The following is a 15,077-nucleotide window of genomic DNA, read 5'->3' as shown; positions in this document are numbered from 1 at the left end:
GGGGTTAAATAAAAATAGCGCCCCGATAAGTCGGAACGCTATTATAAGTTAAAACAAATCTATGATTATGCTTCTTCTTTTGTTTCTTCAGTCGATTCCTCAGCAGCAGGAGCTTCAGCAACTGGAGCTTCTTCAGCTACAGCAGCAGTTTCTTCAACAGCTGGAGTTTCTTCTACCGTTTCTTCAGTTGCAACTTCAGCAGCAGGAGCTTCATCAGCTACTACTTCTTCTTCAACAACTTCTTCTACTGGAGCATTTTTCAATGCAATTGCAGCAGCACGGTCAGCATTTTTCTTAGCTTCAGCAGCTAAAGCAGCTTTTTTAGCTTCACCTTTGCTTGCAGATAAACTATCTTTTTTACCTTCGATTTGACCACCTTTAGCTTCTAACCAAGCTGCAAATTTTGCATCTGCCTGTTCAGTAGTTAAAGCGCCTTTTTTAACACCACCTTGTAAGTGTTTTTTGTATAAAACACCTTTGTAAGAAAGGATAGCACGAGCAGTATCCGTAGGTTGCGCACCTTTGTTTACCCAGTCTAAAGTTTTTTCGAAGTTAATTTCGATGGTTGCTGGATTGGTGTTAGGGTTATAAGAACCTAAACGCTCAATAAATTTACCATCTCTTGGAGAGCGAGAATCTGCTACTACCACGTGGAAAAAAGGTTTTCCTTTTTTACCGAATCTTTGCAATCTGATTTTAGTTGCCATTTTTCTTTAAGTTTATGTATTCAACATAGTTCCCGGAGCTTCGTGCTTGCGGGGATGCAAAAGTAAGTAAAATACTAATAACTAGCAAACTGCATTAATTTTATATTCAGTTAACACTATTTTACAAGCAAATTTGGATATTTACGCCATGAAGATAGCTATAGATATGGACGAAGTCCTAGCCGATCCAATTAAAAAATTTATTCAACTTTATCATCGTGATTACGGCATTCCATTAGATTTAAAAATAGATGCTGGGAATGAAATTTATCATCATATTCCTGAACACATTAACAACAAATGGTTCGATTATATAAATGAAAAAGGTTTTTTTCGAGATTTAGAACTAATTGAGGGCAGCGTTGATGCTGTTAAAAAACTCCAAGAAAAGCATGAAATTTACATTGTTTCAGCAGCAATGGAATTTCCAAATTCATTAGAGGATAAATATCATTGGTTGGCTGAGCATTTTCCATTTATTAGCTGGAAAAACATCATTTTTTGTGGTGAAAAAATTGTGAATACCGATGTAATGATCGATGATAGAGCCAAAAATTTCATTGATTTTAAAGGGCGAACTTTACTTTTTACATCCCCTCATAATTTATTGCTAACAGATTACGAACGCGTTGATACTTGGGAACAAGTATTAAACAAATTGATGTAACAATTTTCCAAATTTAACATCGAATTATAAAAACCTAAATAAGATGTTAATTACAACCACAAATACTATTGAAGGCAAGAAAATTGTGAAATACATTGGTCTTGTAACTGGCGAAACTATTATTGGCGCTAATATTTTTAAAGATCTTTTCGCGGGTATCCGTGATATTGTAGGCGGACGCTCTGGCTCATATGAGCAAGTGTTGCGTGAGGGTAAAAATACTGCGGTAAATGAAATGCAACAATATGCTGCGGCAATGGGCGCTAATGCAATTATTGGAGTGGATTTAGATTATGAAACTGTTGGTAGCGGAGGCAGTATGCTAATGGTCACTGCCAGCGGAACTGCTGTAATTTTAGAGGATTAGTTATTGATCGGTTCACTAGTTCATTAGGAGCTTTCTGCAAAAAATGAACTAGTGCTAACGAATCTAATTCTGCTATAATGATAAAATTTCTACCAATCTTAACCAAGCTGGCGTAATTTTTTCTGCATCAATATGTTTGATGGCATGCGAAAACGGGGTAAATACAATCTCGCGATTAACTTGCCCTGCCATCACATCTGTTTTGCCAGCCAATAATCCTTCTACTGCAGCCACGCCCAAACGACTAGCCAAAACTCTATCCATGCAACTAGGTTTTCCTCCACGCTGAATGTGTCCTAAAACAGAAATACGAATATCATAATTAGGGAATTTTCCTTTTAGAGCTTCTCCAACATTATAAGCGCCACCTGCTTCATCTCCCTCTGCAACGATGATAATTTTTGAAGCTTTATCTTTTCGTCCGTTTTCTAATCTTGAAACTATATCTGCAATCCCAATTTTTGCTTCCGGAATCATAATTGCTTCTGCGCCTACTCCAATTCCACTTCTTAGCGCAATTAATCCAGAATCTCGGCCCATTACTTCTACAATAAACAACCTATCGTGAGATTCGGCTGTATCTCTAATTTTATCTACCGCATTTACAACTGTATTGATCGCTGTATCGTATCCGATAGTAAAATCTGTACCTTCTAAATCGTTATCAATAGTACCTGGTAAACCAATTACAGGAAAATTAAATTCTCTTGAAAATAGATCTGCACCTGTAAAAGTTCCATCTCCACCAATTACAACAAGGGCATCAATATCGCTTTCTACCAAATTTTTATGTGCTAACTCTCTTCCTTCCTTAGTTCTAAAAGCATCACTTCTCGCTGTTTTTAAAATCGTACCACCTCTTTGAATAATATTTGCTACAGATTTCCCATCCATTGGAATAAAATCTGCATGAATTATTCCTTCATAACCCCTTAAAATACCTGTAACTTTTAAATTATGATATAAACTTGCTCTTACTACAGCTCTAATTGCTGCATTCATTCCCGGCGAGTCACCGCCAGATGTTAATACTCCTATATTCTTTATTGTACTCATTTACTTCTTTGTGTTTGCAAATTCAGCTAGTCCTTTATTTAGATAAGCTATATATTTATCAATATCGTATTCTACTCCTATTGGTGGAGAAACTAATTCTTTTTCATCGTTTCCTAAAAGCACATAATATGGTTGAGAAATGGTGCTGAATTTATCGGCTTGCAAATGTTGGAATTTTAATCCAACTGTGTTGACCTTCCTTTTCAATACTTTAGAATCGAATTGTTCGTTTTCCGGAAGCTCAGTTTTATCATCGGTGTAAATTGCGACCGCAACGTAATTATCATTTATAATTTTAAGCACTCTCGGATCTGATAAAACTTTGGCTTCCATTTCCCTACAGTTTACACAACCATGTCCCGTAAAATCTAAAAACAAAGGTTTGTTTACACTTTTCGCATAAGCAAGCGCTTCTTGATAATCGAAAAATCCATCTGTTATTTTATATTCGAAGCTCAAAAAATCGCTGTATTTTTTCTTGCCATTCACTTCCGTTTTTACAGCAACCGTTCCCCCCTCAGATAAAACAAAATCTTGAGTTGATCTTGGCGGAACTAATGAGCTTACTGCTTTTAAAGGTGCTCCCCACAACCCCGGTATTAAGTAAAAAGCAAATACAAAACAGGCAATAGAAAGGAAAAGCCTAGGAATGGATACATAAGGCAAATCACTATCGTGTGAAAATTTGATTTTTCCTAATAAATAGAACCCCAAAAGAATAGATAATACAATCCAAATGGCTAAGAAAATTTCTCTATCTAATATTCCCCAATGGTAAGATAAATCTGCTGTAGATAAGAATTTTAAAGCTAAACCTAGTTCTAAAAATCCTAATACAACTTTAACTGAATTCAACCATCCTCCAGATTTTGGCAAACCTGTCATTAAACTTGGAAAAATTGCGAATAGTGTGAATATTAATGCCAATGATAATGAGAAGCCAAACATCACTACTACAGGGGTCCATAAATCGGTATTAATTGCAACTAAAGATGTTCCAATTAATGGGCCAGTACATGAAAACGACACTACTGCAAGTGTGGCAGCCATAAAAAATATCCCACTTAAACCTTTAGAATCAGATTTCGCATCTAGCTTATTTACAAAGGAACTTGGTAAGGTTATTTCAAAGGCTCCTAAAAACGAAACTCCAAAAATAACTAGGATTAAAAATATAAAGATGTTGAAAAATCCATCTGTTGAGATTTGATTTAATGCACTTGCGCCCCAAATTAAAGTAATAATAACCCCCAATGCAACGTAAATTACAATAATGGATAATCCATATATAATTGCACTTCGAATTCCTTTTCCTTTACTTTCTGCTCTTTTGGTAAAAAACCCAACAGTAAGCGGAACCATTGGAAATATACATGGCAAAAAGAATGCTGCCAGTCCAGCCAACAATCCTAAACCAAAAGTTACCCATAATGAAACGGGTTTTGCTTCGGTATTTGTAGAGGCTGATGCTTTCGTTTTTACGCTATCGATTCCTGCTTCTACTGGTTTTACTTTGCTGTTTGCAATGCTATCTTCCGCAGATCCAATTGTGGTAAATTGACTATCATCTGGAACTGCATTTGCCGTAGTATCTGTTTGAGGTTTTAATGCAGCACTTTGATTAGGATTTATCAGCAAAAAGATGCCGATAAAAAATAAAAGGAAGCTTATTTTTTTCATTATCATTATTTAAAAGTCGTGAAATTAAGAAATCTTTTCATTAAAGATGGAGAATATGGACGTACCGCTATTTACATTGCAGAACAATTACAATATCTCTATTAATTTATTTTAGAGGAATGCTAAGTGTTATTTCATCTGCTGGTAAGCAACTTATGTCATTACAAACCATAAATTCTATTTTTACTTTAATAAGAGCCGTTGCTTTATTCAGCTTTATCTTCTGCTGAAAAACAACTTCTTTCTCAAAATACGCTAAATCCATCTTTACCGTTTTATCATATTTCTTAATCGGTTTCGGCTCAATCGTTTTACCTATCAGCTCAAAATCTTTTGACGATACATAGCTAATTTTAACCTCATTGCATCCGATTTTACGCTTTGGGAGTAAACATGCCATTTCCCATCTAGTTTTGCTTTTATATAAAGGATTGCCTCTGTTTTGTTTACTTTTTTTGCAAAATATGACCATTTAATCGGTTTTTCTAATTGTGCAAATGCAGTAAAATTCAAAATCATGAGAACGAATAAAAAAACATTTTTTTTCATCTTATAGGTTTTGTAAAAAACAAAAAGCCCTTTAACATCGTCAAAAGGCTTCTTGTTTGATATGATAAAATTACTTAACAGGAATACTAAACGTAACCTCGTTAGGGGGTAGACATTGCTTATCGTTACACACCATAAACTCTACTTTTCCTTTTACAACTGTAGCGCCCTTCTTTAATTTTATTTTTTGTTGAAAAACTACTTCGTTCTCAAAATATAACACATCCATTTTAAATACTTTTTCATATTTGCTAATTGGTTTTGGCTCTGTTGTTTTTCCACTTAATGAAAAATCTTTTGATGGAGTGAAAGTAAAAATAGTTTTGTTTGGACCGCCGGGTTTTATATTCTGAGAATAAATATGCCAATCGTCTTCAATTGTAGCTTTTATGTATACAACCGCTTCGGTACTGCTGATTTTTTTACCGTAATATGCCCAACTCACTGGGTTTTCTAATTGTGCAAAAGCACCAACAGTTGTAAAAAATACTAGTGTTAAAATTAAAATTATTCTTTTCATTATGTGTGATTTAAAAATTCTATTTCTTTAAAATTATATTCTTTTATTTTTCCGTTTTGCTCAACATTTAATAAGCCTAAATCTGTTACTCCTTTAATTGTCCCTTCAAAAAGCTCGCCATTTTGTCTGTATATGGAAGGTTTCTCAAACTTGTATAGCTTCTCAACGTAGGTTTTCCTTAAAAATGTATAGTTACCTGCTTTTAATAATAAGTATAAGCTCTCTATTTGACTACAAATCTCCACTAATAGCTCATCTAAATTAACATCTTGTTGTAAAATTTGATGTAACGATGTTGCTTTACTCTTTAACTCTTCGGAAAATTCTTGCTGATTAATGTTTAATCCTATACCTATTACAGCAGTTTTAATCGTGTTGCCAGTCACGGAATTTTCTATTAAAACACCACCAAGTTTTTTATCAAAATAATAAATATCATTTGGCCATTTTATGCTAATTCCATTTGCTACATAAAATGTTAAAGCTTTATTAATAGCAATACTAATAGCCATATTTAACAAAAACTGTTTATCTAATGACAAAAATTTTGGTTTTAATAAAATACTGATAGTCAAATTTTTTCCTGGTTCAGCATGCCAAGTGTTTTCTTGTTGCCCTCGTCCAGCAAACTGATCATCTGCCATAATTACAGTACCTTCTGGTAATGGCTCGGATTTTGACACCAAGTTCTTTAAAAAATTATTGGTTGAATCGACCGCCAATAATTTGATGCGATTTTGACCAACAAATAGTGTTGAAAAAGTGTTATTTTGCAAGTGTTGATTATATTTGTTGATAATCAAAATTAAAAATTTTTAATGGTAAAAAAGAAAACCGCAAACCTTTCTACATACCTCTCAGAAATAGCTGTACATGGCATTCAAGAAAAAAAGGGAAATGATATTGTTCGTTTAGACTTGAGAGAACTAAACAGTTCCGTTTCTGACTATTTTATTGTTTGCAATGCAGATTCTTCAACTCAAGTAAAAGCTATTGCTGATAGTGTTGAAGATGAAATTTATAAATTAACCAAAACAAACCCTTGGCATAAAGAGGGTTTAGAAAATGCCGAATGGATTGTTTTAGATTACTTTGATATCGTAGTTCACATTTTTAAAACAGAGAAACGCGATTTTTATGGTATAGAAGATCTATGGGGCGATGCAGAAAGTACATCTTTCAAGAGTGCTTAAGCAATTATTTACACACATTTGAATTAACATGAAAGAAAATCAAAATAAAGATACCAAACCGAAACAAATTAAACGCCTTCCAAATATCCCTAAGAAACCTCAAAAAGGATCTAAATTTAATATTTTTTGGGTTTATGCAGCAATAATCATCGGACTGTTAGTAGTAAACTTTATGTTTAACTCCGAAACAATTAAAGAGGTAAATTATCCTACTTTCGAGAAAGATATGTTATTATCTGGTGACGTAGAAAAAGTAGTTTCCTATAAAGTGGATGATATCGCGAGGGCAGAAGTTTTTATTAAAGCAGACAGAAAAACAGATCCAAAATATAAAAAGTATATTTCCCAAAACGCATTCAATACTTCTGGAAATGGACCATTGGTATATTTTAATGCAAGTACCTTAGATGATATCGCTAAGCAATTGGAGAAATCGCAAGCCAATTTGCCAGCAGGAAGTGTTATTATTACACCTACTGTAGTATCTAAATCAAATGCTTGGTCGGGTGTTTTCATTAACATCATTTTGCCTTTATTGCTTATCGTTGGCCTTTGGATTTTCATGATGCGTCGTATGGGCGGCGGAGGAGGAGGTGGCGGTGGCCAGATCTTCAATATTGGGAAATCTAAAGCTACTTTATTTGATAAAGAAAGCCAGGTTAGTATTACATTTAATGATGTTGCTGGCTTAGAAGAAGCGAAGCAAGAGGTTATGGAAATTGTAGATTTCCTTAAAAACCCTAAAAAATACACAAATTTAGGGGGTAAAATTCCAAAGGGCGCTCTATTAGTTGGTTCTCCAGGGACTGGTAAAACATTATTAGCAAAAGCTGTTGCTGGTGAAGCTCAAGTTCCATTTTTCTCTTTATCAGGATCCGATTTTGTGGAAATGTTTGTGGGTGTGGGTGCTTCTCGTGTACGTGATTTGTTTAAACAAGCAAAGGATAAAGCACCTTGTATCATTTTTATTGATGAGGTTGATGCGATTGGACGTGCTCGCGGAAAAAACAGCATGATGGGCGGTAATGACGAGCGTGAAAATACCTTAAATCAATTGTTGGTAGAAATGGATGGTTTCGGAACAGATTCTGGAATTATCATTTTAGCGGCAACAAATAGACCAGATGTTTTAGACTCAGCTTTGATGCGTCCAGGAAGATTTGACAGACAAATTTCTATTGATAAACCTGATTTAATTGGCCGTGAGCAGATTTTTAAAGTTCACTTGAAACCAATTAAAACTGCCGAAGAAGTTGACGCTAAAAAATTATCTGCACAAACCCCAGGTTTTGCAGGTGCAGAAATTGCCAACGTATGTAATGAAGCGGCATTAATCGCTGCTCGTCGCAATAAAGAAACTGTCGATATGCAAGATTTCCAAGATGCAATTGACCGTGTAATTGGTGGATTGGAGAAGAAAAATAAGATCATTTCTCCAGAAGAGAAAAAAATTGTTGCTTATCACGAAGCTGGTCACGCAATTGCGGGATGGTTTTTAGAACATGCTGATCCATTGGTTAAAGTTTCTATTGTTCCTCGTGGCGTTGCTGCTTTAGGTTATGCACAATACTTACCAAAAGAACAATTTTTATACACTACAGAACAATTAACTGATGGTATGTGTATGACAATGGGCGGTAGAGTGGCTGAGGATATCGTTTTTGGAAAAATCTCCACTGGTGCACAAAATGATTTAGAGCGTATCACTAAATTATCATATGCAATGGTAACTATCTATGGAATGAACAGTACCATTGGTAACGTGTCTTTCCATGACCCACAAAATGAATATAATTTTAACAAACCTTATTCTGAGAAAACGTCAGAAATGATTGATAATGAAGTTAGAGCTTTAATTGCTGATGTTTACGTAAAAACTAAACAGTTACTAACTGATAAACGCGAAGGCTTAGAAAAATTAGCTCAGAAACTGATTGAAAAGGAAATTTTATTCCAAGCCGATTTAGAAGAAATATTAGGTAAACGTCCGTTTGATAACAGAACTACTTACGATGAATTTGTAAACGGTACGGGCGATCAAACACCTGCTGCACAGGGCTTAATTCACGATGGTGTTGAATCAACTACTGATCCAACTACTCCATCTGCTCATGCAGAAGAAGAAAGTAAATAATTTTCTTTATAAGAAACAATTTAAAGAAGCAATCTTAACAATTAAGGTTGCTTCTTTGCTTATATGCGCTAGGATAAGTAATTTTGATCATCAACTATGAAAGAGAACATTTCTTCTAAAGAACTTATGCTTAAAAAAATTAGAAAGGCCTTGCTCGAAAAGCGAGATAATCCTTATCCTAATTTAGAAGAAAGTCAACTTTATAAAACAAATACTGAAGAGCTAGAAATTTTATTTGCAGAACAATTAACGGCTGTTGCTGGTAATTTTATTTTCTGTGAAAATGGTGTGGATTTTATAGAGAATATTCTCGAATTGGCCGATAAATTTAACTGGAGAAAAATTTATTGCTGGGAGCCAGAGCTGCAAGCCTTGTTGGCAAGTTATGAATTTCCCTTTTATCAAACAGATAAAGATTTTGAACAAGCTGAAGTTGGTATCACTCTTTGCGAAGCACTAATCGCTCGTAATGGTTCTGTAATGGTAAGCAATCAGAATGCTGCTGGACGAAGATTAAGTATATTTCCTCATCATCATATTGTTATTGCCAGAACCGGGCAGTTGGTTTTAGATCTGAAAGATGCTTTTCAACTCCTAAAAAATAAATACGGAAATCAAATTCCTTCAATGGTAAGTAATATTACTGGTCCAAGCAGAACTGCAGATATTGAAAAGACTTTAGTACTTGGTGCTCATGGCCCAAAAGAATTATTTGTATTTTTAATTGATGATTTTTCTTAAAAATTTTTAATTTCAATTAAAATATAATATTTTTATACTAGATACCAAATTAGTATACGGTACAGAATGGGCAACGAAAACAAAATTTATTCAGTTATTACTGGAACTGGGAGTTATATACCCGAAAACATCATCTCTGGAGATCATTTTCTTGACTCTTCGTTTTTTGACAACGGCGTTAAGCTAGACAAAGAAAATATCGAAATCATAAATAAGTTTAGTGAAATTACCGAAATAGTTGAGCGCCGTTATGTCTGCTCTGATTTGCTAAATAGTGATATTGCTACTTTGGCAGCAAAAAAAGCACTTGAAGATAGTCAGGTTGATAAGGAAACTTTAGATCAAATTATTTTTTGCCATAACTTTGGTGATGTAAAATTGGGTTCAAATCGCATGGATATATTGCCTGCCTTAGCAGCAAAAGTAAAGCAGCAATTAGAGATAGAAAATCCCGACTGTGTTGCTTACGATATCATTTTTGGTTGTCCTGGTTGGGTTCAAGGTGTTATTCAGGCCGATTATTTAATTAGAAGTGGCGATGCCAAAAAAGTAATGGTAATTGGCTCAGAAACGCTCTCTAGGATTATTGATCCACACGATAGAGATAGCATGATTTTTTCTGACGGTGCTGGCGCTGTCATATTTGAAGCAAAAGAATCTGAAGAACCTACTGGTATAATCGCTCACAAAAGTCAAACATTTTCAAGTTATGCCTCTCTTTTAACCATGGGCAGCAGTAATAATCCTGATGAAATAAATGGGAATACCTATTTGAAAATGAATGGCCGTAAACTATACGAGTTCGCAGTTATCAATGTCCCTCAAGTTGTAAAAAAGGCCATTGATAAATCTGGAGTTCCACTTGAAAAAATAAAAACTGTATTTATTCATCAAGCTAATGGAAAAATGGATAATGCTATAATGAAACGATTATTTAAGCTGTATGATTTAGACTCTGTTCCAGAAAAATTAGTTCCTATGACCATTTCCTGGCTAGGTAATAGTTCTGTGGCCACTATTCCTACACTAATTGATTTGGTTTTGAATAACAAAGTTGAAGGCTATAAAATTGAAAAGGGAGAATATGCCATCTTTGCATCGGTTGGTGCTGGCATGCACATTAATGCAGTAGTCTATAAATTTTAGCCGCCTATTCTTTTTAATCCTTGTTTGGCTTCTGTTTCAATACTATTTTCATCTTCATGACCCTTCATGTTTATGGCTATATTAAAACTAGATTTAGCTTTGGCCAAGTTTTTCTTTTTTTCGTAAATTTTACCCATTTGTACCGCAGCTTTTGCGGCGTAATAATACTTTAGGCTTTTACCTATATTGATGGCATTTTGGTAATTTGATAATGCAGCATCATCTCTTTCTAAACTATCATTAATTCTACCTAAACGATAATAATATTCTGTTTTATCCTTTGCAGATGCAAAATCTTCAACTTTGTTATCTGTCAAAGCTGTTAAAGCTTTAGTTAAATAGCCACCATCAAATAATAACCTTGCTTTAAGCAAATCAATATTTGGAATTGGTCCGTTTGCTTCATTAAGCGCTTGTTTATCTCTTTCGTGATAAGTATATCCGCTATTTTTAATTCTAGTCATCAAGGCCGAAAACCCACTTGAATCTCCTTTTAATAAACTGATCCAGCCAAGGTGTAGATTAGTATCTTTGATATAATTTACTCCTTTGTTTGTTTGTAAATATCTTTCAAAATAAGCTGCCGCAGAATAATCCAATTTGTTCAACTTAGCAATTCCCATTAAATAATCTAAGTATGGGAATGATTGATATACTGCTCCAGTAGGTTTATCTACTAATATATTTATTGCTTCATCATTATGTCCATTTCTTGCACAAACATAGGCTTGTAAATAAGCTTTTAATAGACTGCTATCGGCAATCCTCGCGGTATATTTCATCGTTTTTGTATAGGCTAATGGACTATGCGCAACATCAGATAGTACATATGCATAATTAAAAACCGTTTCTTCATAAAAAGGTTCGTAAGAGGATTTAGGAAGGTTTTCTGCTAATTTATCTAACATATTTACCCCAGCTTGTAAATTACCTTTTAGTCCAAAAGTTGAAAGTGTTGTTTTTAAAACACCATCAGGTAATGCGCCCATAACGGCATTAATAATACCCAATCCAATCCCATTTAAATGAAATCCTGGAAACTTTTTAGCGTTCTCCTGTAATTGATTATTCGCTTTATTTATTTCTCTAGCGGCTGTAAAATAAGCCCCATATCTTCCTCTAATTAATGCCCATTGTAAATTAATTTGTGCTTGTGCATATAAATAATATGGAGAGTTTTTATCGTCGTCGCTAATCTGATCTATGCGATCTTCTTTATTCGCTTCCAACCTTTCAAATTCAGATTTGTTTTCTGTTGTTAATAAATAGAAATAGTCTACATAATTTTCTAATAACGGAACTATTGAATTATTTGGGTGTATTTTCTTTTCAGCTGCAATTAATTGTCTGGCCGTACCTAGCTTTAACTCAAAAACATTTTGATATGCTTTTAAACAATTAGCATTAAAATCAAAATTAGCAGAGGCTACAAAACACGAAAAGAAAAGGATGGAAAATAAAGTAGAAAATTTGGGCATTTTGATTTGATGCATGTAGGCGAACCGCTTTTATAAAGTTTAAGTTAACGAATTATATAACGTAAAAAAAACTACTATGTTTTGATTAAATTTTTCAACCTTATAATTAATATAGGATTTAAACCACAAAAAAAGCCAGACTTTCATCTGGCTTGGAATTCATATTTGGTTTTTGGTTGTTAAGCTTCTGCTAATTCATGTGTTAATGCCTCATCAACTAAAATTCTACCGCAATGCTCGCAAACAATAACTTTTTTACGTTGACGGATATCTAATTGGCGTTGAGGCGGAATTTGGTTGAAACAACCTGAGCATGAATCTCTATCAATTGTTACAACAGCTAATCCATTCACAGCGTTACTTCTTAATCTATGATAAGCAGTTAATAAACGCTCTTCAATTTGAGTTTCTGCTTTATCTGCTTTTTTAACTAAACCTTGCTCTTCTTTTTCAGTTTCTGCAGTGATTGTAGCTAGTTCGCCTTTTTTAATCTCTAAATCGCCCTTTCTCGATTCGATATTTGCTAAAGCTTGTTCGTAAATTTCTGTTTTAGAAGCGATATCAAAACCATATTCTTTGATTTTTTTCTCGCAAACTTGTATTTCTAAATTCTGGATTTCTACTTCTTTAGTTAAAGCATCGTATTCACGATTGTTTTTTACGTCTTCTAATTGTTTTTCGTATTTTTTGATTAAAGCTTGTGCTTCTTTAATCATGTTTTTACGATTTACAATTGCATCTTCAGTATCGTCTAATTCAGCTTTGATTTTTTGTATACGTGTTTCTAATCCGGCTACTTCATCCTCTAAATCAGCCACTTCCATTGGCAATTCACCACGAATTTGACGTATTTTATCAATCTTTGTATGTAGGTTTTGTAATTCGTATAAAGCTTTTAGCTTTTGCTCTACTGTTTGTTCCATTAAATGAAATAATTTATGGGGTTTGTGTTATGCTCCGTTAAACGGATTGCAAAGTTAGGAAATTTTTCTTGAATATTATCTATCAACAAATTAGATGTAAATTGTTCACTTTCGTAATGACCAATATCGCAGATGATAAGTTTTTCTTCTGCATCAAAAAATTCATGGTATTTAAAGTCGGCAGTGATAAAAGCATCAGCACCTGCAGCAATTGCGTCTTTCAACAAAAAGCTTCCTGACCCACCACAAACAGCCACTTTCTTAATTTTTTTCGATAATAAATTCGTGTGCCTAATTACTTTTGCGTACATCTTTTCTTTAACAAGATTAAGGAAATCAATGCTATCCATTTCCTGTGATAACCAACCTACCATTCCTGCGCCAACATTTTCTAATTTGTTTGCCAAAGTATAAATATCATATGCTACTTCTTCATAAGGATGATTCTCCAATAAGGCAAGCAATATTTTGCGTTCATCCTGTGTTTTAAAAATAGTTTCAATTCTTACTTCTGCTTCTTGGTGTTGCATACCTCTTTCACCTACAAAAGGATTTGTTTCTTGATTTCCTTTAAAAGTTCCTGTTCCTTCTGTGTTAAAACTGCATTCGCCATAATTACCTATATTTCCTGCGCCAGCGGCAAATAATGCATTTCTAACTTGATCAGCTTGTGCTGTAGGGCAAAATGTAACCAGTTTTTTTAATAAATTAGTTTTGGGTGATAGTGTTTTTGCGTTTTGTATGCCCAATCTTTTGCAAATTTCTCCACTTACACCATGTGCTACATGATCTAAGTTGGTGTGAATAGCGTAAAGTGCAATGTTATTTTTTATCGCTTTTAGTACAACTCGTTCTACATAGGTTTTGCCATTAAATTTTTTTAGCCCTTTAAAAACTATTGGATGATGAGTGATGATTAAATTACAGTTTTTTGAAATCGCCTCTTCAATAATCTGTTCTGTACAATCTAATGCAACCAAAGCTGCATGAATTTCATCATTTGCATGACCAACAATTAATCCTGAATTATCATAATCTTCCTGATAGTTCAGTGGCGCAATGCTTTCAAGGTAATTGGTTATTTCGGATAACTTCATGGTATAAAAATAACAAAATCCTTACCCGTTTTTAAACAGATAAGGATTTTTATAAAATTTGTGTGTGTGGTTATTGGAAATTACTCATTCTTGTCATTTGTAAGCTATCGAAAACCATTTTTTGATTATGCTCAAAAGCTAATTCTTTATGGTTGATGATATCTACGATTGATCCGATTAAACATAATCCGCCAGTGAATAAATATAAAATACCCATTCCAATCTGCCCTACGATGAACCTTTGTAATCCTGGAACTAAACAAAGTCCAATTACACAGAACAAAAGCATATCACTTGGATTTTTTCTTTTGCCCGAATAAATCATTAAAAAAGTTCTTACCTGTTGTTCATTTAAGCCATTAGTGGCTGTTTGTAAGTAACTATATTCTTGTGGGGTTATGCCCGGTAATGCCATGAATTGTGCGTCAAACATTGTTAATCCTCCTTATACTTTAAATTAAATCCTTTTTGTTTATTAAATAATTGTTTGGTGAGCTGATAAATACGATAGCTAATTAATATCAATGATGGTATACCGAACCAATGATATGAAAAACTTGCACTTACATCTCCATGAAACAATGCGGTAATTGACCTTCCTAATCCACATCCTGGGCACCAGGTTATTCCCAAATTTGCTAAAGGGCAAAATGTGAAATGATGCTCATGAGGGTTTGCTGTTGCCAACAATATTAAAGCTAAAACCCAGAAAAATAACTCTAGTGGAAAGCTTTTAATGTACTTCATTGTTTCTCGTTTTATATTATTTAGAAACAATGATAGGCTTTTTGTTACTTCCGCTAAAGTGTACTCGACGAA

General features: G+C 34.0%; 17 protein-coding genes. 6 read left to right on the top strand and 11 right to left on the bottom strand.

What is annotated here, in order from left to right; translation table 11 throughout:
* Window positions 1-65: 65 nt before the first annotated feature.
* On the bottom strand, window positions 66-707 hold the full coding sequence (locus HQN85_RS07330) for a 30S ribosomal protein S16 (RefSeq protein WP_173270779.1): 642 nt from the start codon (window positions 705-707) through the stop codon (window positions 66-68).
* A gap of 148 nt (window positions 708-855) precedes the next feature.
* Here HQN85_RS07330 and HQN85_RS07325 point away from each other — a divergent pair, with 148 nt between their 5' ends.
* Entirely contained in the window at window positions 856-1,374 is a 519-nt protein-coding gene (locus HQN85_RS07325) for a 5' nucleotidase, NT5C type (RefSeq protein ID WP_246249676.1), read from the top strand.
* A gap of 43 nt (window positions 1,375-1,417) precedes the next feature.
* Window positions 1,418-1,741, top strand: coding sequence for a heavy metal-binding domain-containing protein (locus HQN85_RS07320; RefSeq protein ID WP_173270776.1), 324 nt, complete (start codon window positions 1,418-1,420; stop codon window positions 1,739-1,741).
* Between the two features lie 72 nt (window positions 1,742-1,813).
* On the opposite strand, the gene pfkA is transcribed toward HQN85_RS07320, so the two are convergent.
* The 5 genes from pfkA to HQN85_RS07295 all read right to left on the bottom strand — a co-directional run bounded on the left by pfkA (window position 1,814) and on the right by HQN85_RS07295 (window position 6,349).
* Window positions 1,814-2,797: a 6-phosphofructokinase gene (pfkA, locus tag HQN85_RS07315; RefSeq protein WP_173270773.1), complete on the bottom strand. Its 984-nt coding sequence runs from the start codon at window positions 2,795-2,797 to the stop codon at window positions 1,814-1,816.
* Complete coding sequence (locus tag HQN85_RS07310; RefSeq protein ID WP_173270770.1) at window positions 2,798-4,477, bottom strand: protein-disulfide reductase DsbD family protein; 1,680 nt, start codon at window positions 4,475-4,477, stop codon at window positions 2,798-2,800.
* 106 nt (window positions 4,478-4,583) lie between these two features.
* Complete coding sequence (locus HQN85_RS07305) at window positions 4,584-4,877, bottom strand: protein-disulfide reductase DsbD domain-containing protein (RefSeq protein WP_246249674.1); 294 nt, start codon at window positions 4,875-4,877, stop codon at window positions 4,584-4,586.
* A 219-nt stretch (window positions 4,878-5,096) separates the two neighbouring features.
* Window positions 5,097-5,546, bottom strand: coding sequence for a protein-disulfide reductase DsbD N-terminal domain-containing protein (locus HQN85_RS07300; RefSeq protein ID WP_173270767.1), 450 nt, complete (start codon window positions 5,544-5,546; stop codon window positions 5,097-5,099).
* Complete coding sequence (locus HQN85_RS07295; protein ID WP_246249672.1) at window positions 5,546-6,349, bottom strand: biotin--[acetyl-CoA-carboxylase] ligase; 804 nt, start codon at window positions 6,347-6,349, stop codon at window positions 5,546-5,548. Before HQN85_RS07295 ends, HQN85_RS07300 begins: the two co-directional genes overlap by 1 nt.
* A gap of 15 nt (window positions 6,350-6,364) precedes the next feature.
* Here HQN85_RS07295 and rsfS point away from each other — a divergent pair, with 15 nt between their 5' ends.
* The 4 genes from rsfS to HQN85_RS07275 all read left to right on the top strand — a co-directional run bounded on the left by rsfS (window position 6,365) and on the right by HQN85_RS07275 (window position 10,760).
* Complete coding sequence (gene rsfS, locus HQN85_RS07290; RefSeq protein WP_173270764.1) at window positions 6,365-6,739, top strand: ribosome silencing factor; 375 nt, start codon at window positions 6,365-6,367, stop codon at window positions 6,737-6,739.
* 28 nt (window positions 6,740-6,767) lie between these two features.
* Window positions 6,768-8,873, top strand: a complete 2,106-nt coding sequence (gene ftsH / locus HQN85_RS07285) for an ATP-dependent zinc metalloprotease FtsH (RefSeq protein ID WP_173270761.1) — start codon at window positions 6,768-6,770, stop codon at window positions 8,871-8,873.
* A 96-nt stretch (window positions 8,874-8,969) separates the two neighbouring features.
* Window positions 8,970-9,614, top strand: a complete 645-nt coding sequence (locus HQN85_RS07280; protein ID WP_173270759.1) for a LutC/YkgG family protein — start codon at window positions 8,970-8,972, stop codon at window positions 9,612-9,614.
* A 66-nt stretch (window positions 9,615-9,680) separates the two neighbouring features.
* Window positions 9,681-10,760, top strand: coding sequence for a 3-oxoacyl-ACP synthase III family protein (locus HQN85_RS07275; RefSeq protein ID WP_173270756.1), 1,080 nt, complete (start codon window positions 9,681-9,683; stop codon window positions 10,758-10,760).
* Here the strand turns inward: HQN85_RS07275 and HQN85_RS07270 are convergent.
* The 5 genes from HQN85_RS07270 to HQN85_RS07250 all read right to left on the bottom strand — a co-directional run bounded on the left by HQN85_RS07270 (window position 10,757) and on the right by HQN85_RS07250 (window position 15,005).
* Entirely contained in the window at window positions 10,757-12,238 is a 1,482-nt protein-coding gene (locus HQN85_RS07270) for a tetratricopeptide repeat protein (protein WP_173270753.1), read from the bottom strand. The two genes, HQN85_RS07275 and HQN85_RS07270, sit on opposite strands and share 4 nt — an antisense overlap.
* Window positions 12,239-12,417: 179 nt before the next feature.
* Window positions 12,418-13,161: a zinc ribbon domain-containing protein gene (locus tag HQN85_RS07265; RefSeq protein WP_173270750.1), complete on the bottom strand. Its 744-nt coding sequence runs from the start codon at window positions 13,159-13,161 to the stop codon at window positions 12,418-12,420.
* Entirely contained in the window at window positions 13,161-14,258 is a 1,098-nt protein-coding gene (locus HQN85_RS07260; RefSeq protein ID WP_173270747.1) for a Nif3-like dinuclear metal center hexameric protein, read from the bottom strand. Before HQN85_RS07260 ends, HQN85_RS07265 begins: the two co-directional genes overlap by 1 nt.
* Window positions 14,259-14,328: 70 nt before the next feature.
* Window positions 14,329-14,691 carry a TM2 domain-containing protein gene (locus HQN85_RS07255; protein WP_173270745.1) on the bottom strand — a complete coding sequence of 121 codons (363 nt, stop codon included), beginning with the start codon at window positions 14,689-14,691 and terminating at the stop codon, window positions 14,329-14,331.
* 2 nt (window positions 14,692-14,693) lie between these two features.
* Complete coding sequence (locus tag HQN85_RS07250) at window positions 14,694-15,005, bottom strand: DUF2752 domain-containing protein (RefSeq protein WP_173270742.1); 312 nt, start codon at window positions 15,003-15,005, stop codon at window positions 14,694-14,696.
* Window positions 15,006-15,077 lie beyond the last annotated feature (72 nt).

Origin of the sequence: Pedobacter boryungensis (genome assembly GCF_013204825.1) — a bacterium.
Taxonomy (GTDB): Bacteria; Bacteroidota; Bacteroidia; order Sphingobacteriales; family Sphingobacteriaceae; genus Pedobacter; species Pedobacter boryungensis.
This window is presented reverse-complemented; position numbering and strand designations above follow the sequence as displayed.